This is a genomic window from Amycolatopsis sp. cmx-8-4 (genome assembly GCF_046548675.1).
Classification (GTDB): domain Bacteria; phylum Actinomycetota; class Actinomycetes; order Mycobacteriales; family Pseudonocardiaceae; genus Amycolatopsis.
Genome location: NZ_JAEBDZ010000015.1, coordinates 1 through 22097, shown reverse-complemented (window position 1 = coordinate 22097; position 22097 = coordinate 1). Strand labels below are relative to the sequence as shown.

Below are 22097 nucleotides of genomic sequence, written 5' to 3'. Positions count from 1 at the left end.
GTTGGGGCCGTGAGCGAGCAGACCCCGAACCCCGAAACGACCGGCGCCACCGGCGTCGGGCTGGCCACCGTCGCGACCGACGGGACGGTCCTCGACACCTGGTACCCGCAGCCCAAGCTGACCGAGACCGGCGCGTCCACCACCTCCGGCACCGACGTCCTGAGCGTCGAAGAGGCCACCGAGGTGCTCGGCGAGGCCGCCGCGGCGCTGCTGGGCCCGGACACCGACCGCGGGGTCGAGGTCGTCGCCGTCCGCACGACGATCGGCAAGCTGGCCGACGCGCCGGCCGGCACCCACGACGTCTACCTGCGACTGCACCTGCTCTCGCACCGGCTGGTGCGCCCGCACGGCCAGAACCTCGACGGCCTGTTCGGCCTGCTGGCGAACGTCGTGTGGACCAACCACGGCCCGTGCCCGGTCGACGGCTTCGAGGCGACCCGGTTGCGGCTGCGGGCGCGCGGCGCGGTGACCGTCTACAGCGTCGACAAGTTCCCGCGGATGGTCGACTACGTGATGCCGGCCGGCATCCGGATCGGCGACGCGGACCGCGTCCGCCTCGGCGCCCACCTGGCCAGCGGCACGACCGTGATGCACGAGGGCTTCGTGAACTTCAACGCCGGCACGCTCGGCGCGTCCATGGTCGAGGGCCGGATCTCGGCCGGCGTGGTGGTCGGCGACGGCTCCGACGTCGGCGGCGGCGCGTCGATCATGGGGACGCTCTCGGGCGGCGGCAAGGAGACGATCTCGCTGGGCGAGCGCTGCCTGATCGGCGCGAACGGCGGCATCGGCATCTCCCTGGGCGACGACACGGTCGTCGAAGCCGGGCTGTACGTCACGGCGGGCACGAAGGTCCTCGTGGACGGCAAGGTCGTCAAGGCCCGCGAGCTCAACGGCGTCTCGAACGCGGTCTTCCGGCGCAACTCCGGTACCGGCGCGGTCGAGGTCGTCGCGCGAGCGGGCTCCGGCGTCGAGCTGAACGCGATGCTGCACGCCAACTGAGACAAAAGCCGTGAAGGCCCCCTTACCGGCGATTACAGCCGGCAAGGGGGCCTTCACGGCTTTTTGGATGACGTCGGATTGTTCACCTACCATTCATCTGGTGACCACCGAATCGTTGCCCCACACCCCGGCCGAGCTGGGGCTGCCCGACGTCCCGGTCGAGGCCCGGCCGGCGGATCCGGCGGTCCACCACGTGCGCGCCAAGCTCGACCGGGAGATCCGCGCGCTGCTCGCGCACGAGCCCGGCACGCGCTCCGGCGCCGATCCCGAGGACCTGCACCAGATGCGCGTCGCCCTACGGCGGATGCGCAGCGTGCTGAAGCTCTCGGGTGAGCTGGTCGGCGACGGCGCCGAGCCGGTGCGGGCCGAGCTGGGCTGGCTCGGCCAGTCACTCGGCGAGGTGCGCGACCACGACGTCCTGATCGAGCACCTGCGCGAGGTCATCGCCGACTTCGAGGTCCGCGACCAGCCCGCCGGCCGGCAGCTGGTGTCCCGGTTCGTCTCCGAGCGCGCGACGGCGAAGGGGCGGCTCACCCGGGCGCTGTCCAGCGCCCGGTACTCGACGCTGCTGCGCGAGGTCAGCCTGCTGACGCGGGCGACGCCGTCCACTGTGGACGTTCCGCGGCGCGACCTGATCGCCGGGCTGGCCAAGCCGCACCGCAAGCTCGCCAAGGCCGTGCGCGCGCTGCCGGCCGACCCGCCGGACGACGACCTGCACGCCCTGCGCATCCACGGCAAGAAGCTGCGTTACGCCGCCGAGCTGGCCCAGACGTCGGCGAAGAAGAAGCAGGCCAAGCGGATCAAGGCGCTGCTGACGACCACGAAGGACTTCCAGACGGTGCTGGGCGACCACCAGGACGCGGTGCTCGCGGCCGAGCGCATGCGCACGGTCCTGGACACCGGCGACAGCGCGATCGGCTTCGTGGCCGGCCGCATCGCCGAGCGCGAGCTGACCCGCCGAGCCGAGGCCCGCGCGACGTGGCGAGCCTCCTGGGAAGCCGTCGACGCCGCCGCCAAGGCCCTCCACGCCTGACCCGTCACTTTCCCTAGGAAAGATGCGGCTTCGGGCCCCCGAGACGCATCTTTCCTAGGGAAAGTGACGTCTTCGGGACGGGCGAACGGTCGAAAAGGGACGGTTTTGTCAGGAGATCGACCAGACGTAGTTGTCCGGGCGGATCAGCACCGTGCTGCCGCCCTCGGCCTCGTAGGCCGCGTACGCGTGGCCGCCGTCGTCGACCAGGTCCGTGCCCGTTGCCACGCTTCCAGCGGGCAGGATGCGGTAGCCGTCCGAAGGGGCGTCGCCGAAGGTCAGTTCTGTCGCGTGCGGGCCGCGGAACAGCTCGAACAGGCGGACGCGCTTGCCGTTGGCGTCGGTCAGCGGGGCGTCCGGGGCGCGGTCGCCCGGCCGCAGCGCACCCGTGCCGGCCGGGGACAGCGGGCCGCCGCGGTAGGTGATGTCCAGCTGCTGGGTGTCCTCGCCGCGCTTGTGGGCGTCCTCGTCGCCGTCCTTGTACTTCTGCAGCAGCCCCGTCGAGACGCCCAGCACCCGCGCCGCGACGGTCCGGCGCTCCACCTCGTAGCTGTCGAGCAGCTCCGGGGAGCCGTCGGCCAGCTTCCAGCCGAGGTTGTAGCCGTCCTGGACGCCGGTGTTGAGGCCCTGGCCGCCGGTCGGCGGGTGGACGTGCGCCGCGTCGCCGGCCAGGAAGACCCGGCCGTCGCGGAAGCGCGCCGCGAGCCGGATGTTCGGCCGCCAGACCGTCGACCAGGCCAGGTCGGACAGCACGACGCCGCCGCCGGTCAGCGCGTCGAGGCGGGCCTGGATCGCGGGCAGCGCCGTCTCGACGTCCACGTCGCCGTCGCCGAGCGGCGAGCCGAACTGGAAGTGCGGCGTGCCCGGCAGCGGGCTGAACATCATGCCGCTCATCGGGTTCTCGGGCGTCGCGAACCAGTGGCCGTAGCCGCGGTCGAGACCCTCCGCCCGGACGTCGCCGAGCAGCATCCGGATCGACTCGTCCGTGCTGCCCTCGAACGCGATCCCCAGCGCCTTGCGCACGAAGCTCTTGCCGCCGTCGGCCCCCACCAGGTACTCCGCGCGGACCGTCTCGCCCGTGCTCAGCGTGGCCGTGACGCCGTCGGCGTCCTGCTCGAAGCCGGTCAGCGCGGTGGCCAGTTCGACGCGGACGCCGAACTCGGCGAGCCGGTCGCGCAGGATGCCCTCGGTCTGCGACTGGCCGAGGAACCAGCCGGTCGGGTACGGCTTCGCCGGCGTCGGCTCGACCGGGTCGAACATCATCCGCTCGCCGACGACCTCGCCGCCGAGGTGGATCTTCATCGGCACCGGCGCGGCGCCCTGCGCGAGCACGGCGTCGAGCACGCCGAGGTCCTCGAAGACCTCCAGGGTGCGCGGCTGCAGGCCGTCGCCGCGTGAGCCGACGAAGAACGTCTCGGCCTTGTCGATGATCCGCACGGCGACGTCGCGCCGCGCCAGTTCGATGCCCAGCGTCAGCCCGGTCGGCCCCGCCCCCGCGATCAGCACCGTGGTGTCCATGTCATCCTCCCAGTGAATTGGCATTCAGTGAATCTAGATTCAGAATTACACTGCTAGCGTCCCGCGTCAAGGAGGTGGCGGTGAACCGCAAGGAGAAGGCCGCGGAGACCGAGGCCGCGCTGAAGGCGGCGGCCCGGCGGGTGTTCGCGCACAAGGGCTACCTGAACACCAAGATCACCGACATCACGGCGGAGGCCGGACGCGCGGCGGGGTCGTTCTACAACCACTTCGCCGGCAAGGAAGAGCTGCTCGAAGCGCTCTTGGCCGACATCGCGACCTCAGGCGACGAGAGCGCGCTGACCGAGGGCCACCTCTCGGACTTCAGCGACCCGGCCGCCGTGCGCTGGCACGTGGCGCAGTACTGGGAGTTCTACAAGGAGCACGCGTCGACGATGCGAGCCCTCGGCCAGGCGGCGCTGGTGAACGACGCGTTCGCCCGCACCCTCGCCGGTTTCGGCGCCACCCAGGCGGCGGACCTCAACGGCCACCTCGAGCACATCACGGCCGCGGGCATGCGGCTGCCGGCGCGGCCGGACCTGAGCATCGTGATGATGTACCGGCTGGTCGACAGTTTCGCGCAGATGTGGCTGCTCGACCCGGCCCCCACCGGCTGGACCCCGCCGACCGACGAGGAGGCGGTCGAGGCCCTCACCCGGTTCGTCTACCGGGGTTTCACCGGCCGGGACTACTAGGCGCTGAGACGCTCGACAGCCGCGTCGACGCGCTCGTCGGTCGCCGTCAGCGCGACGCGGACGTGCTTGCCGCCCTTGGGCCCGTAGAACGTGCCGGGCGCGACCAGGATGCCGCGGTCGGCGAGCCACGCCACCGTCGCGTGGGCATCTTCGTCCCGGGTGGCCCACAGGTACAGGCCGGCCTCGGAGTGGTCGACGCGGAAGCCGTTGTCCTGCAACGCCTTCCGCAGTGCCAGCCGACGGCGGGCGTAGCGTTCGCGTTGTGCGGCCAGGGCCTCGTCGTCGGTCAGGGCGGCGACCATCGCTTCCTGGACCGGGCGCGGCACGATCATGCCCGCGTGCTTGCGGATCTCCAGCAGCTGCGCGATCAGCTTCGGGTCACCGGTCAGGAACCCGGCGCGGTAGCTGGCGAGGTTCGCCGACTTCGACAGCGAGTGCACCGCGATCAGGCCCTCGGTACTGCCGCCGGAGACGTCCGGGTGCAGCACCGACAGCGGGTCGGTCTCCCAGCCGAGCGCCAGGTAGCACTCGTCGGACACCACGACGACGTCGCGCTCGCGCGCCCACTCGACGACCTTGCGCAGGTGCTCCACCGGCAACACGCGACCGGTCGGGTTGGACGGCGAGTTCAGCCAGATCATCGCCGGGCGCTGCGGGCCCAGCGCCGTCAAGCCGTCGGACCGCAGGATCGACGCGCCCGCGAGCAGCGCCCCGACCTCGTAGGTCGGGTAGGCCAGCTCCGGGATGACGACGACGTCGCCCTCGCCGAAGCCGAGCAGCCGCGGCAGCCAGGCGACGGCTTCCTTCGACCCGATCGTCGGCAGCACGGCGCCGGCCTCGATGCCGGTGACCCCGTGCCGGCGGCCGAGCGCGGCGATGGCCGCCGCGCGCAGCGCCGGGATGCCGTGGGTCGTCGGGTACCCGGGGATCTCCGAGACCGACGCCAGGGCGTCGCGGATGCCGGCCGGGACCGGGTCGACGGGCGTGCCGATCGAGAGGTCGACGACCCCGCCGGGATGCGCCTGCGCCGTGGCCTTGACCTCGACGAGCGAATCCCAGGGGAAGTCGGGCAGCGCGACGCGGCTCATTCGCCCTGGGGCTGAGGGGGCAGCGCCTTGACGAAGGCGGGGTCGTGGGCGGTCTTGCCGACCTTCGACGCGCCGCCCGGCGAGCCCAGCTCGTCGAAGAAGTCGACGTTGGCCTTGGTGTAGTCCGACCAGCTGTCCGGGACGTCGTCCTCGTAGTAGATCGCCTCGACCGGGCAGACCGGTTCGCAGGCGCCGCAGTCGACGCACTCGTCCGGGTGGATGTACAGCATGCGTTCGCCCTCGTAGATGCAATCCACGGGGCACTCGTCGATACACGCCTTGTCGAGCAAGTCGACGCAGGGCTCGGCGATCACGTAGGTCACTGCGCACTCCTGCTTTTCTCTGCCAACAGCCAGTTGCCACCGACATTACGCGGGACGGCCACCGGTCGGGATGGTGAGGCAACCCTTAGCCATACTCGGGGTATGGCGGGGATCAACGGTCGCGGCGGCGCTTGGGCGGGACGGCGCGGGCGTCGCCGGTGATCACGAACTTGGGCTTGGCGGGCGCACCCTCTTCGTCCGGCTTCGCGCCGACAGCGCGGTTGAAGCCTTCGGAGATGTCGTCCACCAGCTCTTCCTTGTGCCGTTCGTCCTTGCGCTGGACGCCCATCGCACCCGGCCTCCTTCGGAAATCGGTCGCCGCCTCAGGGACAATCTAGCCGTGAACGGTCCCGAAATGCTTGAGATCCGCTGCAGCCGGGCCTGGCCCCCGCTGGCCGAGGCGCACCTCGGCGAGTGGGTGCTGCGCTGGGCCGGCGGCTTCACCGGCCGTGCCAACAGTGTGCTGGCCGTCGGGGACGCCGGGCGGCCGGTCCGCGAGGCCCTGGACGCGGCGTGTGACTTCGCCCACGATCGGGGGATCCCACCGATGGCGCAGGTCGTCCGCGACAGCCCGAACGAGCACGCGATCGTCGCCGAGGGCTGGGTCGAGGCGAAGCGCCACCGCCGTGGCCACGAGGTCGTCGTCCTCACCGCGCCGCTGGCCGCGGCCCCCGCCGTCGACGGCGTCACGGTGTCCGACGAGCCCTCGGACGCCTGGTGGGAGCTGACGCTCGGGCCCGCCGAGGACTCCCCCGCCGCGCGGCAGGTCCTGACCGGCGGGAAGGTCGGCTACGGCGTCGCGACGCTGGACGGCGTCACGGCGGGTGTCGTCCGCGGCGCGCTGGTCGACGGCTGGCTGCACGTCGGCCGGCTCGAGGTCGCCCCGGCCTTCCGGCGCCGCGGGCTCGCGTCCGCGCTGATGGCGGCGCTGGGCGCCTGGGGCGTGGAACACGGGGCCGGCCGCGCGGTGTTGCAGGTCGCGGAAGGCAACGAGGGCGCGCTCGCGCTCTACGCGGGGCTCGGGTACGCCCCGCACCACCGATACCGCTACTGGGTGCCCGCACCCGGCTCGCGCATCGAGGGAGAGGAAGATTCGACGTCGTGAAGATCGTGGTGATGGTCGGCGGAGTGGGCGGGGCCCGTTTCCTGCTGGGAGTCAAGGCAGCACTGGGCATGGCGCCGGAGGGCGCGAGCGAGTCGCCGCACGAGGTGACGGCGCTGGTCAACACCGGCGACGACGTCTGGATGCACGGCCTGCGGATCTGCCCGGACCTCGACACCTGCATGTACACCCTGGGCGGCGGGATCGACAAGGAACGCGGCTGGGGGCACTCGGGCGAGACCTGGGTGGTCAAGGAGGAGCTGGCGGCCTACGGCGCCGACCCGGACTGGTTCGGGCTCGGCGACAAGGACATCGCCACCCACCTGATCCGGTCCCGGATGCTGCGCGCGGGCTACCCGCTCTCCGCGGTGACCGAGGCCCTGTGCGACCGCTGGCAGCCCGGCGTCCGGCTGCTGCCGATGTCGGACGACCGCGTCGAGACGCACGTCGTGATCGACGACCCGGACGGCCGGCAGAAGGCCATCCACTTCCAGGAGTGGTGGGTGCGCTACCGCGCCGAGCCGAAGGCGCACTCGATCGTCGCCGTCGGCACCGACGAGGCCAAGCCCGCGCCGGGCGTGCTCGAAGCCATCGCCGGCGCCGACGCGGTGCTGTTCGCGCCGTCGAACCCGGTGGTGTCGGTCGGCACCACCCTCGGCGTGCCCGGCATCCGGGACGCGCTGCGCAAGACCTCCGCCGGCGTCGTGGGAGTGTCGCCGATCATCGGCGGCAAGGCGCTGCGCGGGATGGCCGACGCGTGCCTGACCGCGATCGGCGTCGAGACGTCGGCCGAGGCGGTGGGCCGGCACTACGGCTCGCGCAAGGACGACGGTGTGCTCGACGGCTGGCTGATCGCCGAAGGCGAGACGGCCGACGTGCCGGGCGTGACCGTCCGCGACGTGCCGCTGCTGATGTCCGATGTGGACGCGACCGCGGCGATGGCCCGCGCCGCTCTCGAACTCGCTGGAGCCCCTGTTGAGTAACACCGCTGACCACGCTTCCCCGAAGCTGGAGATCCTGCCCGTCACCGGGCTGCCCGAGTTCCGCCCGGGCGACGACCTGACCGGCGCGATCGTCACCGCCGCGCCCTGGCTGCGCTCGGGTGACGTCGTGGTCGTGACCAGCAAGATCGTCTCGAAGGCCGAGGGCAGGCTCGTCCGCGTGCCCACCGACCCCGAGGCCCGCGACGCCGCCCGCCGGAAGCTCGTCGAGCAGGAAGCCGTGCGGATCGTCGCGCGGATCGCCCGCACGGTGATCACCGAGAACCCGCTGGGCATCGTGCAGGCGGCGTCCGGCATCGACGCGTCCAATGTGGCCGGTGACGAGGTCGCGCTGCTGCCCGCTGACCCGGACGCGTCCGCGCTCGCCCTGCGCAACGGGCTGCGCGAACGGCTCGGCGTCGAGGTCGCCGTCGTCGTCACCGACACCATGGGCCGCGCCTGGCGGATCGGGCAGACCGACAACGCGATCGGCGCGTCCGGGCTGCGCGTGCTGCACGCCTACCGGGGCACGATCGACGGCCAGGGCAACGAGCTGGCCGTCACCGAGGTCGCGATCGCCGACGAGCTCGCGTCGGCCGCGGACCTGGTCAAGGGCAAGCTGGGCGGGACGCCGGTCGCCGTCGTCCGCGGGCTCCTCCTGGAGGACGACGGTTCGACCGCGCGGACGCTCATCCGGCCCCTCGAAGAGGACCTCTTCCGGCTGGGCACCAACGAAGCCATCGCGCAGGGCCGCCGGGAGGCCGTGCCGGTCCGGCGGTCGGTGCGGCAGTTCAGCGACGAACCGGTCTCGCCGACGTCGATCCGGCGAGCGGTGGGCTCCGCGCTGACCGCGCCCGCGCCGCACCACACGCACCCGGTGCGGTTCGTCTGGCTGCGCGACGGCGCGAAGCGCAAGGAACTGCTCGACGCGATGCGCGAATCGTGGCAGGCGGACCTCAACGGCGACGAGTTCACCCCGGAGCAGGTCGAGAAGCGGCTCAGCCGCGGCGACATCCTCTACCGGGCCCCGGAAATCGTCATCCCGTTCCTGGTGCCGGACGGCGCGCACACCTACCCCGACGCCCGCCGCAACGACTGCGAGAAGACGATGTTCACCGTCGCCGGCGGGGCCGCGGTGCAGGGCCTGCTGGTCGCGCTCGCCGCCGAAGGCCTCGGCTCGTGCTGGATCGGGTCGACGATCTTCGCCGCCGGCGTCGTCCGCGACGTCCTCGGCCTGGACGAGCGCTGGCAGCCGCTGGGCTCGGTCGCGATCGGCATCCCGCTGGCCGAGCCGGCCCTGCGGGGAGCGGCGGCGCCGGGTGAAGGGCTGCTGGAGCTGTGAGCCTGCACGCCGAAGCGGTCGCGACGCTGGGTTCGTGGACGCCTCCGGACGCGTCCCAGGAGTCGCTGCGCCAGGCGTTCCTCGGCTTTCTCGCGGCGCGGGACGACACGTGCCGCCGGTCGTGCGAGGCCGGGCACCTGACGGCGTCCGCGGTGCTGCTGGACCACACCGGCACGCGGGTGCTGCTCACGCTGCACCCGCGCGTCGGCCGGTGGCTGCAGCTCGGCGGGCACTGCGAGCCGTCCGACGCGTCGTTGGCCGACGCGGCGCTGCGGGAGGCGACCGAGGAGTCCGGCGTGTCCGGGCTGCGGATCGGGGACGCGCCGGTGCACCTGGACGTCCACCCGATCACCTGCTCGCTCGGGGTGCCGACGCGGCACTTCGACGTTCGGTACGCCGTGCACGCGCCGCCGGGTGCGGAGCCGGTGCGCAGCGACGAGTCCGACGACCTGCGGTGGTGGCCGGTGGACGCGCTCCCGGCCGGCTCCGAGGATCTCGCCGATCTGGTGAAAGCGGCCGTTTCCGTCGGTGCCGGGCACTAGCCTGGACCCGGGAGAGGGAGGACCACATGGCTACGCAGTTCCCCGATCGGGTGCACTTCCACTCCGGTGGCGGCAGCGGCAGCGGGGTGTTCGGCTACATCGTCGTCGGCCTGCTGATCCTCGCGATCATCGTGTTCGTGATCGTCGTCGCGGTGCGGGTGTCGAAGATGCGGCGCACCGAGGCCATGCGCGCCGGTGGGCAGTTCCCCGCCGCGAACTTCCCACCGCAGCAGGGTTTCGCGCCGCCGTCGCAGAGCTTCCCGCAGCCGGGCGGGTTCGCGCCGGCACCGCAAGGCCCGCCGCCGTCGCAGGGGTTCCCGCAGCCAGGCGGCTTCGCGCCGACACCGCAGCCGTCACCAGGGTTCCCGCAGCAGCAGGCCGGGTTCCCGTCGCCGTCGCAGGGATTCCCGCAGCAGCAGCCGGGCTTCGCGCCGGTGCCGCCGGGTCCCCCGCCGGCTCAGCAGGGCTACTCCCCGCCGCAGCAACCGCCGCCCGGTCCGGGAACGGGGCCGCAGAGCTGGTGAGCCAGATCGTCCCCTTCGACAGCGCGTCCCCGGTGCCGCCGTTCGAGCAGGTCCGCGCCGGGCTCGCGGCGCGGATCAACGACCGCTCGCTGGCCGTCGGCACGAAGCTGCCCACGGTGCGGCAGCTGGCGGTCGACCTCGGCATCGCGCCGAACACCGTCGCGCGGGCCTACCGGGAGCTGGAAGAGGCCGGGCTGATCGAAACCCGCGGCCGCGCGGGCAGTTTCGTCGGCGCGTCCGGCGACCAGACGCGCCGCCGGGCCCAGCAGGCCGCGGCCGAGTACGCGGCGGTCACCCGTAGGCTCGGCCTGGACGCAACCGAGGCGCTGTCGATCGTCCGCGCCGCGCTCGACGAAGGGAGCGGCTGACCCGTGACCGCGCTGATGCTGTTGATCCTGCTGGTGGTGCTCGGGGGCATCGCGGCGGTCGTGATCGTCGTGATCAACGTCTCGAAGCCGAAGCAGCCGCCGTACCCGCCGCAGCAGTTCCCGGGTTACCCGCCCCAGCAACCGGGCTACCCGCCCCAGCAGGGCTACCCGGGCCAGCAGCCGGGCTATCCCCCGCAGCAACCGGGTTACCCGCCCCAGCAGCCGGACTACCCGCCGCAGCAGGGCTACCCCGGCCAGCAGCCGCCGCCGTACCCGCCCCAGCAGGGCGGCTACCCCCCGCAGCAGTAGGAAAAGCCGTGAAGGCCTCCTTACCGGCCATAAGAGCCGGGAAGGAGGCCTTCACGGCTTTCCGGGGTCCTCACATGGCGCGGTATTCGCGTAGTTCGATGCGGGGGCCGAAGCGGGGACGGCGGTGGCCCGCCGCTTCCAGGTAGCGGACCGCGCGCTGCCGTTGCGGCGCGTACGGCGCCAGCAGCTCGGCCATCCCCTCGTCGTCGAGCTTCGCGCCCAGCAGCGCGTGGCCCACCATCGACGGGATGTTGTAGTCCCCGAAGCTCACCGCGTCCGGGTCGCCCCACGCGCGCTGCGCGATCTCCGCGGCCGTCCAGACGCCGATGCCCGGCACGTGCCGCAGCAGCAGCCGGCCTTCGCGGCCGCGCAGCTCCACCGCCCGTTCCAGGTGGTGCGCGACGCGGGCGGCGTTGAGCAGCGCCGTCCGGCGCTTGATGTCGACGCCCGCGCGGTGCCAGTGCCAGTCGTGCAGCGACCGCAGCGCCACCGGCGTCGGCGGCACGCGCAGGCGGTCCGGGGCCGGCCCGGGCGCCCGCTCGCCGAACCGGCGGCACAGCTCCGCCCACGACCGGATCGCTTCCTTGCCGGTCACCTTCTGCTCCAGCACGGCGAGCACCAGCCAGTCCCACACGAACCCGGTCGCGCCGAGCCGCAGGCCGGGGTTCTCCCGCCGGGCCCGCGCGACGACGTCGTGGTGCGCGACGAACCCGCTGTCGTCGTCGTCCGCGCCGAGCAGCGCCGGGACGCCGCTGAGCAGCCGGTCCGCACCGGCACCCCAGGCGGCGGCCTCGATCCGGCCGTCACCCAGCTTGCGCAGGGCGAGCGTGCCGGGGCCGTCCGGCGTGTTCGTCGCCAGCCAGGTGACGGCGCGCTCGTCGGTGAGGATGTTGAGCGACCCGCGCCCACGCTTGAGCGGACCCAGGACCCGGCCCAGGTCGACCTCGAACGCGGGACGCCAGAACATCGGCTACGCGTCGCTCGAGAAGCGGACGGAACCGTCGGGGAGCACGACGTCGGGCCAGATCCGGGCCCCGTCGAGCAGCTCGCACCCGGCGCCGACGGACGCGCCGTCGCCCACCACCACGCCGCGCAGCACCGCGCCGGCGCCGACGCGCGCGCCGTGCCCGAGCACCGAGTTCTCCACGATCGCGCCTTCGGAGACGGCCGCGCCGTCGAACAGCACCGAGCCGTCGATCCGCGCACCCGAGCCGACGACGGCGGCGACGCCGATGGTCGAACCACCGGACAGCTCGGCGTCCTCGGCCACCGAAGCGCCGTCGAGGACCAGGAACTCACCGGTCCGGCCGGGCAGCGCCGACGTCGGCGCGATACCCCGGACCAGGTCGGCCGAGCCGCGGACGAACGCTTCGGGCGTGCCGACGTCCAGCCAGTAGGACGCGTCGACGAACCCGTGGATGTGCGCGCCCTGCTCCAGCAGGCCGGGGAACGTCTCGCGCTCCACCGAGACGCGGCGCCCGGTCGGGATCGACTCGATCACCGGGCGGCGGAAGACGTAACAGCCGGCGTTGATCTGGTCGGTCGGCGGGTTCGGCGTCTTCTCGAGGAAGGCCTGCACGCGGCCGGTTTCGTCGGTGGGCACCGAGCCGAACCGGCTCGGGTCCGGGACGCGCTGCAGGTGCAGCGTGACGTCGGCGCCGGTGTCGTGGTGCACGCGCAGCTGCTCGCCGAGGTCCGAGCCGGAGATGATGTCGCCGTTGAAGACGATCACGTGGTCGGCGCGCAGCTTGTCGTAGACGTTGCGGATGGCGCCCGCCGTGTCGAGCGGCTCTTCCTCGACGACGTACTCCAGCTCCAGCCCGATCGCCTCGCCGTCGCCGAAGTACTCCTCGAACACCTCCGCCCGGTAGCTCGTCCCCAGCACGACGTGCCTGATCCCGGCCTCGCGGATGCGGGAGAACAGGTGGCTCAGGTAGGGCGTCCCGGCTGTCGGGAGCATCGGCTTCGGCGCCGACAGGGTGAGCGGCCGCAGCCGGGTGCCTTTGCCCCCGACCAGCACGACGGCGTCGACAGCGCCGGTTCGGACCTCGGACGTCACGGAAATCTCCTCCTGTATCACGCACCGCTGAGCGACAAGCCGCGGGAAACCCTGACGGAGGTCGCCCGGAGGGCCTACCCTAGACAGGAAACAAGCGGGCCTTTCCCCAGAGGGCCCCGGGTCAGTCGGGAGGCCGAGGGGATGGACCCCCGCGATCGGGCGGACGCCCTGCTCGCACGAGCCCAGGCGCGTGGTGTGTTCGTGGTGACGCCGGACAGCGCCATTTCGCCCATGGACGCCTCGAACACGCAGCAGATACCGCGTGCCGCCATCGACGGCCTCGACAGAAGCCAGGACCCCGACACGACCACGCAGCTGCCGGCGTCGCTGATCGAGGAGAACGACCACCCGCTGGCCGGCAAGTCGCCGACCCGGCGGCTGGAGGCCTCCGGCGCATCGGGCGTCGCCAGCGGCGCGGGTGCGCGGCGCCAGCAGGTGACCACACCGCTGAGCACGCCGTCGCCGACGACGCCGTTGAAGACCCCGGTCACGACGCCGCTCGCGCGCCGGCCCCAGGCCGAGCCGATCACGAGCCCGCTGCAGGAGCCCGACCCGGAGGACACCGGCCTGGTGCCGACGGTGACGCAGAACAACGGCAGGTCCGACCTGTCCCGCCGGCTCGACGGGATCTAGCGGGTCTCGAGCTTCAGGCGGAGCTTGAGGCCGAGCTTCACGGCGGCCAGGACCGGCTTCCAGGCGAGGCCCCGGTGGCGGTCGGCGAGGTAGCGGTAGGCGCTGTCGTGGTGCGCCTTCAGCATCTTCTCCGACGCCTGCGACGTCGAGTGCCCGCCTTCGTGCATCACGCTCGCCGACGGCGCGTAGACGTTCTGCCAGCCCGCCTTGGCCAGCCGGTCGCCGAGGTCGACGTCCTCGAAGTACATGAAGTAGCGCGTGTCGAAGCCGCTGACGGAGTCGAACGCCTCCCGGCGCAGCAGCTGGCACGAGCCGGACAGCCAGCCCGCGACGCGCTCGACCGGCGTGCCGGTCTCCTGGCGGTACTGCCGCGTCCACGGGTTGGCCGGCCAGACCTTGGCGAACGCGGCGTGGCCGATGCCCCGGCCGAACGACGGCAGCAGCCGCGCCGACGGGTAGACGGTGCCGTCGAGGTCGTGGATCAGCGGCCCGAACGCACCCCCGCGCGGCCACCGCGTGGCGACGTCGAGCAGCGCGTCGAGCGAGCCGGGCTCCCATTCGAGGTCGGGGTTGACGACGACGACCCAGCCGTACCGGTCGTCGAGCTCGGCGACGCCGCGGTTGGCGGCGGTCCCGTAACCAACGTTCTCCCCGATGTCGAGCAACTGCACGTTCGCCCGCCGCCGCGTGATCTCCTCGAGGGCACCCTCGACGGAAGCGTTGTCCGCGACGACCACCTTGACCTCGCGCTCGGTGGCCTTCTCGAGGGTGTCGAGGAACCGCTCGATGGTGTCCTCGGAGAAGTAGGTCACGGTCACGACGCCGACGTCATCGCCATAGCGGGAGTCCTCAGTCACCCGGCCATTGTCCACGCGTCACCGAGCGTGAAGCGGGTGCCCCGGGCCAGGAGCAAGGTGAGAGAACTCAGCGGGTCGGCTCGCGTACCCAGAGGGTCGACACGGCGGAGGTCAGGGGCGCACGCCGTGTCGTCGCTCTGATCACGCGTGTCGGCTCCGGAATCACGCGAGTCGGCCCCTCGATCACACGGCTCAGCGGGTGGGAGCGGATTGCGTACCCAGACGGTCAGCTCGCGTACCTGGAGGGTCGGTTCACGAGCCGACCGTCCAGGTACCTGAATCGACGGTCTGGGTACGCGGGCCGACTGTCTGGGTACGCGGGGTCAGCGGGTGCGGAGGTGGCGGGACCAGGCCTTGGCAGCGCGCGTGAGCTGCATTCAAGATCGAACGTCAGGACCACCGGACCTTGCAGCTGGCGCTGGGAGTCCGGCCGTCGAAGACGGAACTCACCTACGAGCACGTCGACTCGACGGCCGAACCGCTGCTGTGGATTTCCGACGCCGTTGCGTGGTGCTTCGGGGCGGGTGGTGACTGGCGACGCCGGGCGAGCCCGTTGATCACCGAAACCTTCACCGTCTGAGAACAGCGAAAAGCCCGCAAGACGACCGTCCGGACGCGTTGCGGGCTCTCATACTCGGTCCCACGGGGACCTCGCACCATCAGGTTACCACCGCCGAAGGCGGCCGGGTAATCGCTCAGCGGGTGCGGAGGTGGCGGGACCAGGCCTTGGCGTACGCCTCCCGGTGGCGTTCCGCGGTTGTCGCCCACGAGAACTCCTTGGCTCGCTGCTGGGCCGCCGTCGCCAGCTCGGACCGGCGGCCCGGGTCCGCCAGGAGTTCCGAGATCGCCGCCGCGACGTCGCCCGCGCCCACTCCGCAGTACGCGACCGCGTCGCCGCCGACCTCCGGGAGCGACAGGCGGCGCGTCGTCAAGACGCAGGCGCCACACGCCATCGCCTCCAGCACCGGCAAGCCGAAGCCCTCGCCCAGCGACGGGTACGCCACCAGCGACGACCCGCCCAGGAAGCCCGCCAGCGTGCCGAACGGCAGGTAGCCCGCGCGGATCACGCGCAGGCGGTGCGGGACGGCGTCCAAGGCCCGCTCGACCTGCGTGTCCCAGCCCGGCTGGCCCGCCAGGACCAGCGCCGGGGCGTCCGGCCGCCCGGCGACCGCGCGGGCGAAGCCGCGGATCAACGCCGGGACGTTCTTGCGCGGCTCCAGCGCCCCGAGGAACGCCACGTACGGCGTCCGCCCCAGGCCGACGGCCGCGCGCGCCGCCGCGACCTCCGCCGGGGACGGCGGGTGGAAACGCTCCGTGTCGACGCCGTGGTGGATGACCTCCACCGACGCGTGGCGCACCGGGCTGACGCGGGCCAGTTCCGCGGCCGTCGCCGCCGACGGGACCACGCACAGCGTCGCGCGGCGCAGCGCCGTCGCCGTCCAGGCGCGGAAGAAGCGGGCCTTCACCGACGAGTGCAGGACGGCGTCGGTGAAGAACGTCGCGTCGTGCAGCGTGACGACCGAGGCCGCCGACGTCGCCAGCGGCATCGTGTAGTGGGGTGAGTGGACGACGTCCGCGCCGAGGCGGCGCACCAGCCGCGGCAGGGTCGCCTGCTCCCAGGTCAGCCGCGCGGTGCGGGTGGTCGTCGACGGCGACGCGGGCACGATGCGTGACCTCGGCGCCAGCCGATCGTAGAGCTGCAGGTCCCGCGGCTGGCAGACGACGGTGATGCGAGCCCCGTCCGCGTCCAGTGCGGCGACGAGCGAATCCACGTACCGGCCCACCCCGCCGCGGTCCGCGGGCACCGCGGTCGCGTCGATCAGGACCCGGGGATCATCGCTCACCCCCGTAGGGTACGGCGGCGACGCAGCGTCATGGTGGGGGAACTGGCAAACCCGCTAGCTACGCCCCCGGCGGTGGATGGCCCAGACAGCTTCCGCGGCGCGACGCCACGTGAACGACTTCGCGCGGTCACGCCCCGACCAGGTCAGCTCGGCGGCCCGCTCGGGTGAACCGAGCACCTCGCGCAGGGCTTTCGTCACGGCCGCCGCGTCGCCGCGCGGGACCGTGACGCCCGCGCCGCCCGCGACCTCGACGAGCGCCGGGACGTCCGTGTGCACCACCGGGACGCCGGCCGCCATCGCCTCCAGCAGGCCCAGCCCGAAGCCCTCGGCGAGGCTCGGCACGGCCAGCACGCTCGCCCCCCGCAGCGCGGTCGCCAGCTCGGCGTCCGGCACCTTCCCCAGCACCCGCAGCCGCTCCGGCGGCAGGCCGCGCTCGGCGGCCAGCGCGACCGGGTCGACGCCGCCCCAGCCCGGCTGCCCGGCGAGCACGAGCACCGTGTCGTCCAGCGCGGCGACGGCGTCGATCAGCACGTCGATGCCCTTGCGCGGCTCGATCGTGCCGACGGCCAGCACGTACCGCGCCGGCAGGTCCAGCGGCGCGTCCCCCGCCGGGACGCGCACGCCGTGCGGGACCACGTGCACCGGGACGTCGACGTCGACCAGCACCGCCAGCTCGTCGGCGACCGCCCGCGTCGGCACCACCAGCCCGGACGCGCGGCGCGCGGCCCGCGCGATCATCGACCGGTGCCAGCTGACGCCACGCGCGGTGAGCGTCTCGGGGTGGGTCCACGGCACGGTGTCGTGCACGGTCACGCTCAGCGTCCGCCCGGCCGGGGTGCGCGGCGGCGCGAACGGCGTCGGCGCGTGCACCGCGTCGCCGCCCGGCCACCAGGGGATCCCCAGCTGCCAGACGCCGATCAGCGCCCGCGGCGGGAGCCCCAGCACCCGCGGGCCCTCGATGCCGTCCAGCTCGGCCGCGCCGACGTCGGCGTGCCGCGCGACGACGCTGGACACCGTCCAGCCCGGCGGCGCGGTCCGCGCGAGCGCGGGGAGCAGCTCGGCCGTGTAGCGCCCGGTGCCACCGGGCACGGGCGCGAGGAGCTGCTCGGCGAGCACGACCAGTTCGGGCACGCGGCTATTGTGCGGGACGTGACGCCGAATCCCGCCACCACGGTGGTAGTCGTGACCTGGCGGGGTGCCGGGCACGTCACCGCCTGCCTCGACGCGCTCGCCGCGCAGACGCGTCCACATCGGACGCTCGTGGTGGACAACGCCTCCGACGACGGGACGGCCGCGCTGCTCGCGGCGCACCCGAGCAAGCCGCGAGTACTGCGTCTCCCCCGCAACACCGGCTACGCGGGCGCGCTCGCCGTCGCCGTGAAGCAGCTCGAGACGCCGTTGATGGCGTGGCTCAACGACGACGCCGAACCCGAGCCCGGCTGGCTGGAAACCCTCGAAGACACGCTCGGGAAGTCGCCGCTGGCCGCTGCCGCGACGGCGCTGCTCGTGCTGCCCGGCGGCAGCGTGCAGTCCGCCGGGGTGCGGCTGACCGCCGACGGCCACGGCGCCGACCTCACCGAGCCCACGGGCGAGATCTTCGGCTTCTGCGGCGGCGCGGCGCTGCTGCGCGTCGACGCCCTGCGTGCCGTGGGCGGCGTCCCGGCGGAGTTCTTCTGTTACTACGAGGACACCGACACGGCGTGGCGGCTGCGGCTGGCCGGCTGGGACGTCGTCGCGGCGCCCGGCGCCCGGGTCCGGCACGCCCACGGCGTCAGCAGCAAGCCCGGCTCGGTGCCGTTCCACCGCTGGAACGAGCGCAACCGGCTGCTCATGCTGCTGCGCTGCGCCCCCCGCGGCGTCGCGCTGAACCAGGTGGCCCGGTTCGCCGTGTTGACAGCGGTGCTGCCGCTGCGGCCGGGCGGCCCGACCGCAGCGAACTTCCGGTTCGGCCTGCGCTGCCGGGTCCTGGCCGAGGTCGGCGCGCGGTTGCCGGCGACGCTGCTGGCCCGGCGCCGGATCGGCCGTCGCGCGGCACTGGGCCGAGGCGCGGTCTGGGAGGCATGGGCCGGCCTTTAAGCTTGCGAGCATTCCGACGAAGGAGCTGGCTTTGGCGCAGGGGGAACAGCAACCGCTCGTCTCGGTGGTCGTGGTCAACTACCACGGTGCCGACGACACGATCACCTGCCTGCGCGCGCTCGCCGACCATGACTACGCCGACCTCGAGCTGATCTGCGTCGAGAACACCCCGGGCAGCGCCGACGCCGCGCGCATCCGCGAAGCCGTCCCCGGCGCGCGGGTCATCGAGGCCGGCCGCAACACCGGGTTCGCCGGCGGCTGCAACCTCGGGGCGCGCCACGCCAAGGGCACGGTCGTCGCCTTCCTCAACAACGACGCGCGCCCGGCGCCCGGCTGGGTCTCAGCCGCCGTCGCCGAGCTGCGCGCGCAACCCCGCGTCGCCGCCGTGGCCAGCAAGGTCCTCGACTGGGGCGGCACCGGCACCGACTTCGTCGACGGCGGCCTGACCTGGTTCGGCATGGGCTACAAGCGCCACGCGGGCAGCCCGCTGGCCGACGTCCCGGCCGCCGAGCACGAGGTCGCGAAGGACGTCCTGTTCGGCACCGGCTCGGCGCTGTTCGTCCGCGCGAGCGTGTTCGCCGAGGTCGGCGGCTTCGACGAGCGGTTCTTCATGTTCTACGAGGACGTCGACCTCGGCTGGCGGCTCAACCTGCGCGGCTGGCGCGTCCGGTACGTGCCGGAGTCGCGCGCGTTCCACCGCCACCACGGCACGATGGCCTCGGTCGACGCGCCGGAGACCGGCCGCGAGACCTTCCTGCTGGAGCGCAACGCCCTGGCCGCGCTGTACAAGAACCTCTCCGACGAAACCCTGGTCAAGGCGCTGCCGGCGGCGCTCGCGCTGGCCGTCCGCCGGGCCACCGCCCGCGGCGACCTCGACGCGACGCAGCTCGACCTCGAGCAGGGCGTCGGCCCGATCGAGTCCGGCGACGTCGCGATCCCGCGGACCACGCTGGCCGGGATCCTCGCGATCGACCAGTTCGTCGAGCTGCTGCCGTCGCTGGCGGAGTCCCGCGCGGTCGAGCAGGCCGCCCGCGTGCGCACCGATGCCGACCTGCTTCCCTTGCTGCGCAAGGCGTTGGAGCCCGCGTACCCGCTGCCGCGTTACCTCGCCGCGCACGACATCCTCGTCGAGGCGTTCGGCATCGAGAAGGCGTTCGGGCAGCGCCGCAAGATCCTGGTGATCACCGGCGACGCGCTCACCGAGCGGATGGCCGGCCCGGCGATCCGCGCCTGGAACATCGCACTCGCGCTGTCCGCCGAGCACGACGTCCACCTCGTCACGACGAACCCGCTGGCCACGCCGCCGCCCGCGCCGTTCCGGATCAGCGCCGGCAAGCGCCACGAGCTGGAAGCGCCGATCGTCTGGGCCGACGTCGTCGTGCTGCAGGGGCACGTGCTCGAACTCGCACCGTCGCTGAAGAAGCAGCATTCGGGCAAGATCGTCGTCGCCGACCTCTACGACCCGATGCACCTCGAGCTGCTGGAGCAGGGCAAGGGCGTCGCCGACGACAAGCGCGCGGCGGACCTGGTGGGCGTCACGAAGGTCCTCGACGCGCAGCTCGAACGCGGCGACTTCTTCCTGTGCGCGTCCGAGCGGCAGCGCCACTTCTGGCTCGGCCACTTGGCGGCGCTCGGCCGTCTTTCGCCGCGCCTCTACGACGCCGACCCGACCACGCAGTCGCTGCTCGCGGTCGTCCCCTTCGGACTGTCGCCGGAACCGCCCGCCCGCACCGGGCCGGGCCTCCGCTCGGCGCTGGGCATCGGCGGCACCGACCACGTCGTGATCTGGGCCGGCGGGGTGTACAGCTGGTTCGACCCGCTGACGCTGGTGCGCGCGATCGACGAGCTGCGCCGCCGCCGCGGTGACGTCCGGCTGGTGTTCCTCGGGATGAAGCACCCGAACCCCGAGGTCGCCGAGATGGACATCGGCGCGCGGACGATCCGGCTGGCGGATTCGCTGGGGCTGACCGACAAGCACGTCTACTTCAACGAGCAGTGGGTGCCCTACCACGAACGCCAGAACTGGCTGCTGGACGCGAACTGCGGCGTCACCACGCACTACGAGCACGTCGAGACGACGTTCGCGTTCCGCACCCGGGTGCTGGACTACCTGTGGGCCGGGCTGCCGATCGTCACCACCGACGGCGACTCGTTCGCCGACCTGGTGCGGGCCGAGAAGCTCGGCGTCGTCGTCCCGGCCGAAGACGCCGGGGCGCTGGCCGACGCGCTGGAAAAGTCGTTGTACGACGAGGAGTTCGCCGCGGGCTGCGTCGAGCGGATCGCCGCGGTGGCACAGCGGTACGCCTGGCCGGAGGCGTTGAAGCCACTGGTCGAGTTCTGCCGCGACCCGCGCCCGGCGGCCGATCGCCTGCCCGGGTCGGCCGACCTGGTGACGACGCCGGCGGTGCGCGGCCGGGCGATGCTGCGCCGCGACACCGACCTGATCCGCGAGTACCTCGCCGACGGCGGGCCGTCCGAGCTGGCGCGGCGCGTCGGCGGGCGGGTCGTCAAGGTTGCCCGCCAACGCCTTTCGGGGGGCCCAGGGGGGCTTGTCCCCCGGCTGGGGTCCGGGGCTCGGCCCTGGAGGTCACAGCGTCGTGGCTAAACCGCTTCGCGTCCTCCTCGACGGCACGCCGCTGCTCGGCGCCCGCACCGGCATCGGCCGGTACACCGCGGCGCTGAGCGAGGAACTGGCGTCGAACCCCGAGGTGGACACGCGCGCGGTGGCGTTCACGCTGCGCGGCTGGCGGCGGCTGCGGCACGTGCTGCCGCACGGCGTGCGGGCCCGCGGGATGCCGGTGGCGGCGCGGCTGCTGCGGATGACGTGGCTGCGCTCGGACTTCCCGCCGGTGGAGCTGTTCGCCGGCTCGACCGACGTCGTGCACGGCACGAACTTCGTGCTGCCGGGCCGGTTCCGCGCGGCGGGCGTCGTCACGATCCACGACCTGGCCTTCATCGACCATCCCGCGGAGCTCGCCCCGAGCGACCGCGACCTCCCGGAGCTGGTCCGCCGCGGCGCCCGCCGCGCGGACGTGATCTGCACCCCGACGGCCGCGGTGGCCGACGCGGTGGCGGAGCGGCTGGACGTCGACCGCGCCAAGATCGTCGTGACGCCGCTGGGCGTGAACGCGGCGTGGTTCACCGCGCGCCCGCCGGACGACGAGCGCCGCGCGCGCCTGGGCCTCCCGGCCCGGTACCTGCTGTTCGCCGGGGCGGCCGGGCCGCGCAAGGGCCTCGACTGGCTGGTCCGCGCGCACGAAGCGGCCCCGGACCTGCCGGACCTGGTGTTCGCCGGCCCGGGCCCGTTCCCCGGCACGTCACGCTCGCGCCAGACCGGCTATCTGTCCGATGTGGACCTGCGCACGGTGGTCGCGGGCGCGTCGGCGCTGGTGCTGCCCTCGCGCGACGAGGGTTTCGGGCTGCCGGTGCTGGAGGCGATGGCCTCGGACGTCCCGGTGGTGTGCACGGACATCCCGGCCCTGCGCGAGGTCGCGGGCGACTGCGCCAGCCTGGTCCCGTACGGCGACGTCGACGGCCTGGCCGAAGCCCTGCGCACCGCGGTGATCGACCCGCACGCGGTGGCGACGTCCGCGGCACGGCGCGCCCAGGCGGCGAGCTTCACGTGGCACACGTGCGCGGAACTGACGGTGGGCGCGTACCGCCTCGCCTCAGGCCGCCACTGACCCTGGGTTTCAAGCGCCCCAATGTGGCGTTGGGTGCGTCCAACGCACCCAATGTGGCGTTGGGTGCGTTCAGCGCACCCAACGCCACATTGGGGCGCATGAGAAGCCGGGTGTCAGGGAGCCGCGAA

At 73.1% G+C, this 22097-nt stretch carries 24 protein-coding genes; 15 read left to right on the top strand and 9 right to left on the bottom strand.

Annotation, left to right across the window (positions count from 1 at the left end):
• The first annotated feature begins 9 nt into the window (after positions 1 to 9).
• Both dapD and ACLJQZ_RS28800 read left to right on the top strand, forming a co-directional pair.
• Positions 10 to 999 carry a 2,3,4,5-tetrahydropyridine-2,6-dicarboxylate N-succinyltransferase gene (gene dapD / locus ACLJQZ_RS28805; RefSeq protein WP_410623010.1) on the top strand — a complete coding sequence of 330 codons (990 nt, stop codon included), beginning with the start codon at positions 10 to 12 and terminating at the stop codon, positions 997 to 999.
• A gap of 100 nt (positions 1000 to 1099) precedes the next feature.
• Entirely contained in the window at positions 1100 to 2032 is a 933-nt protein-coding gene (locus tag ACLJQZ_RS28800) for a CHAD domain-containing protein (protein ID WP_410623009.1), read from the top strand.
• Positions 2033 to 2140: 108 nt separating this feature from the next.
• Here ACLJQZ_RS28800 and ACLJQZ_RS28795 read toward each other — a convergent pair whose 3' ends face one another.
• Entirely contained in the window at positions 2141 to 3547 is a 1407-nt protein-coding gene (locus tag ACLJQZ_RS28795; protein WP_410623008.1) for an FAD-dependent monooxygenase, read from the bottom strand.
• Positions 3548 to 3627: 80 nt separating this feature from the next.
• Between ACLJQZ_RS28795 and ACLJQZ_RS28790 the strand changes: the two genes are divergently transcribed.
• Positions 3628 to 4239 (top strand): TetR/AcrR family transcriptional regulator, encoded by a 612-nt coding sequence (locus ACLJQZ_RS28790; protein WP_410623007.1) that lies wholly within the window; start codon positions 3628 to 3630, stop codon positions 4237 to 4239.
• Here ACLJQZ_RS28790 and dapC read toward each other — a convergent pair.
• The 3 genes from dapC to ACLJQZ_RS28775 all read right to left on the bottom strand — a co-directional run bounded on the left by dapC (position 4236) and on the right by ACLJQZ_RS28775 (position 5939).
• The gene (gene dapC / locus ACLJQZ_RS28785) at positions 4236 to 5327 is read right to left on the bottom strand and encodes a succinyldiaminopimelate transaminase (protein WP_410623006.1); all 1092 of its coding nucleotides are present in this window, start codon (positions 5325 to 5327) and stop codon (positions 4236 to 4238) included. The two genes, ACLJQZ_RS28790 and dapC, sit on opposite strands and share 4 nt — an antisense overlap.
• Positions 5324 to 5650, bottom strand: coding sequence for a ferredoxin (gene fdxA, locus ACLJQZ_RS28780; RefSeq protein ID WP_410623005.1), 327 nt, complete (start codon positions 5648 to 5650; stop codon positions 5324 to 5326). Before fdxA ends, dapC begins: the two co-directional genes overlap by 4 nt.
• 112 nt (positions 5651 to 5762) lie before the next feature.
• Positions 5763 to 5939: a hypothetical protein gene (locus ACLJQZ_RS28775; protein ID WP_392770729.1), complete on the bottom strand. Its 177-nt coding sequence runs from the start codon at positions 5937 to 5939 to the stop codon at positions 5763 to 5765.
• Positions 5940 to 5990: 51 nt separating this feature from the next.
• Between ACLJQZ_RS28775 and ACLJQZ_RS28770 the strand changes: the two genes are divergently transcribed.
• From ACLJQZ_RS28770 to ACLJQZ_RS28740, 7 genes are read left to right on the top strand one after another with little or no spacing between them, the layout of a single operon-like run.
• Positions 5991 to 6755, top strand: a complete 765-nt coding sequence (locus tag ACLJQZ_RS28770; RefSeq protein WP_410623004.1) for a GNAT family N-acetyltransferase — start codon at positions 5991 to 5993, stop codon at positions 6753 to 6755.
• On the top strand, positions 6752 to 7735 hold the full coding sequence (gene cofD, locus ACLJQZ_RS28765) for a 2-phospho-L-lactate transferase (RefSeq protein WP_410623003.1): 984 nt from the start codon (positions 6752 to 6754) through the stop codon (positions 7733 to 7735). Before ACLJQZ_RS28770 ends, cofD begins: the two co-directional genes overlap by 4 nt.
• Positions 7728 to 9074 carry a coenzyme F420-0:L-glutamate ligase gene (locus ACLJQZ_RS28760; protein WP_410623002.1) on the top strand — a complete coding sequence of 449 codons (1347 nt, stop codon included), beginning with the start codon at positions 7728 to 7730 and terminating at the stop codon, positions 9072 to 9074. Before cofD ends, ACLJQZ_RS28760 begins: the two co-directional genes overlap by 8 nt.
• Entirely contained in the window at positions 9071 to 9616 is a 546-nt protein-coding gene (locus ACLJQZ_RS28755; RefSeq protein WP_410623001.1) for an NUDIX hydrolase, read from the top strand. Before ACLJQZ_RS28760 ends, ACLJQZ_RS28755 begins: the two co-directional genes overlap by 4 nt.
• Positions 9617 to 9642: 26 nt before the next feature.
• Positions 9643 to 10140, top strand: a complete 498-nt coding sequence (locus ACLJQZ_RS28750) for a hypothetical protein (protein WP_410623000.1) — start codon at positions 9643 to 9645, stop codon at positions 10138 to 10140.
• Positions 10137 to 10508 (top strand): GntR family transcriptional regulator, encoded by a 372-nt coding sequence (locus tag ACLJQZ_RS28745; protein ID WP_410622999.1) that lies wholly within the window; start codon positions 10137 to 10139, stop codon positions 10506 to 10508. The genes ACLJQZ_RS28750 and ACLJQZ_RS28745 overlap by 4 nt, the downstream gene beginning before the upstream one ends.
• 3 nt (positions 10509 to 10511) lie before the next feature.
• Positions 10512 to 10817 carry a hypothetical protein gene (locus ACLJQZ_RS28740; RefSeq protein WP_410622998.1) on the top strand — a complete coding sequence of 102 codons (306 nt, stop codon included), beginning with the start codon at positions 10512 to 10514 and terminating at the stop codon, positions 10815 to 10817.
• 70 nt (positions 10818 to 10887) lie between these two features.
• On the opposite strand, the gene ACLJQZ_RS28735 is transcribed toward ACLJQZ_RS28740, so the two are convergent.
• Both ACLJQZ_RS28735 and ACLJQZ_RS28730 read right to left on the bottom strand, forming a co-directional pair.
• A complete protein-coding gene (locus tag ACLJQZ_RS28735; RefSeq protein ID WP_410622997.1) occupies positions 10888 to 11784 on the bottom strand; it encodes a DNA-3-methyladenine glycosylase family protein in 897 nt (298 codons plus the stop codon).
• Positions 11785 to 11787: 3 nt separating this feature from the next.
• The gene (locus tag ACLJQZ_RS28730) at positions 11788 to 12876 is read right to left on the bottom strand and encodes a sugar phosphate nucleotidyltransferase (RefSeq protein ID WP_410622996.1); all 1089 of its coding nucleotides are present in this window, start codon (positions 12874 to 12876) and stop codon (positions 11788 to 11790) included.
• A 141-nt stretch (positions 12877 to 13017) separates the two neighbouring features.
• Between ACLJQZ_RS28730 and ACLJQZ_RS28725 the strand changes: the two genes are divergently transcribed.
• The gene (locus ACLJQZ_RS28725; RefSeq protein WP_410622995.1) at positions 13018 to 13509 is read left to right on the top strand and encodes a hypothetical protein; all 492 of its coding nucleotides are present in this window, start codon (positions 13018 to 13020) and stop codon (positions 13507 to 13509) included.
• Here ACLJQZ_RS28725 and ACLJQZ_RS28720 read toward each other — a convergent pair.
• The gene (locus ACLJQZ_RS28720; protein WP_410622994.1) at positions 13506 to 14366 is read right to left on the bottom strand and encodes a glycosyltransferase family 2 protein; all 861 of its coding nucleotides are present in this window, start codon (positions 14364 to 14366) and stop codon (positions 13506 to 13508) included. The genes ACLJQZ_RS28725 and ACLJQZ_RS28720 overlap by 4 nt on opposite strands.
• A gap of 406 nt (positions 14367 to 14772) precedes the next feature.
• Between ACLJQZ_RS28720 and ACLJQZ_RS28715 the strand changes: the two genes are divergently transcribed.
• Positions 14773 to 14946, top strand: coding sequence for a hypothetical protein (locus ACLJQZ_RS28715; protein ID WP_410622993.1), 174 nt, complete (start codon positions 14773 to 14775; stop codon positions 14944 to 14946).
• 115 nt (positions 14947 to 15061) lie between these two features.
• On the opposite strand, the gene ACLJQZ_RS28710 is transcribed toward ACLJQZ_RS28715, so the two are convergent.
• Both ACLJQZ_RS28710 and ACLJQZ_RS28705 read right to left on the bottom strand, forming a co-directional pair.
• Positions 15062 to 16210: a glycosyltransferase family 4 protein gene (locus ACLJQZ_RS28710; RefSeq protein WP_410622992.1), complete on the bottom strand. Its 1149-nt coding sequence runs from the start codon at positions 16208 to 16210 to the stop codon at positions 15062 to 15064.
• A gap of 54 nt (positions 16211 to 16264) precedes the next feature.
• Positions 16265 to 17341 (bottom strand): glycosyltransferase family 4 protein, encoded by a 1077-nt coding sequence (locus ACLJQZ_RS28705; RefSeq protein ID WP_410622991.1) that lies wholly within the window; start codon positions 17339 to 17341, stop codon positions 16265 to 16267.
• A 9-nt stretch (positions 17342 to 17350) separates the two neighbouring features.
• Between ACLJQZ_RS28705 and ACLJQZ_RS28700 the strand changes: the two genes are divergently transcribed.
• From ACLJQZ_RS28700 to ACLJQZ_RS28690, 3 genes are read left to right on the top strand one after another with little or no spacing between them, the layout of a single operon-like run.
• Entirely contained in the window at positions 17351 to 18286 is a 936-nt protein-coding gene (locus ACLJQZ_RS28700; protein ID WP_410622990.1) for a glycosyltransferase family 2 protein, read from the top strand.
• A 31-nt stretch (positions 18287 to 18317) separates the two neighbouring features.
• Positions 18318 to 20891 carry a glycosyltransferase gene (locus ACLJQZ_RS28695; protein WP_410622989.1) on the top strand — a complete coding sequence of 858 codons (2574 nt, stop codon included), beginning with the start codon at positions 18318 to 18320 and terminating at the stop codon, positions 20889 to 20891.
• On the top strand, positions 20884 to 21969 hold the full coding sequence (locus ACLJQZ_RS28690; protein ID WP_410622988.1) for a glycosyltransferase family 4 protein: 1086 nt from the start codon (positions 20884 to 20886) through the stop codon (positions 21967 to 21969). The genes ACLJQZ_RS28695 and ACLJQZ_RS28690 overlap by 8 nt, the downstream gene beginning before the upstream one ends.
• Positions 21970 to 22097: the final 128 nt, after the last annotated feature.

What these genes read in the sequence shown, in the direction of transcription:
- ACLJQZ_RS28735 (WP_410622997.1), bottom strand. Translation starts at nt 11,784, where the DNA reads ATGTTCTGGCGTCCCGCGTTCGAGGTCGACCTGGGCCGGGTCCTGGGT.
- ACLJQZ_RS28750 (WP_410623000.1), top strand. Translation starts at nt 9,643, where the DNA reads ATGGCTACGCAGTTCCCCGATCGGGTGCACTTCCACTCCGGTGGCGGC.
- ACLJQZ_RS28775 (WP_392770729.1), bottom strand. Translation starts at nt 5,939, where the DNA reads ATGGGCGTCCAGCGCAAGGACGAACGGCACAAGGAAGAGCTGGTGGAC.
- ACLJQZ_RS28795 (WP_410623008.1), bottom strand. Translation starts at nt 3,547, where the DNA reads ATGGACACCACGGTGCTGATCGCGGGGGCGGGGCCGACCGGGCTGACG.
- dapC (WP_410623006.1), bottom strand. Translation starts at nt 5,327, where the DNA reads ATGAGCCGCGTCGCGCTGCCCGACTTCCCCTGGGATTCGCTCGTCGAG.
- ACLJQZ_RS28725 (WP_410622995.1), top strand. Translation starts at nt 13,018, where the DNA reads ATGGACCCCCGCGATCGGGCGGACGCCCTGCTCGCACGAGCCCAGGCG.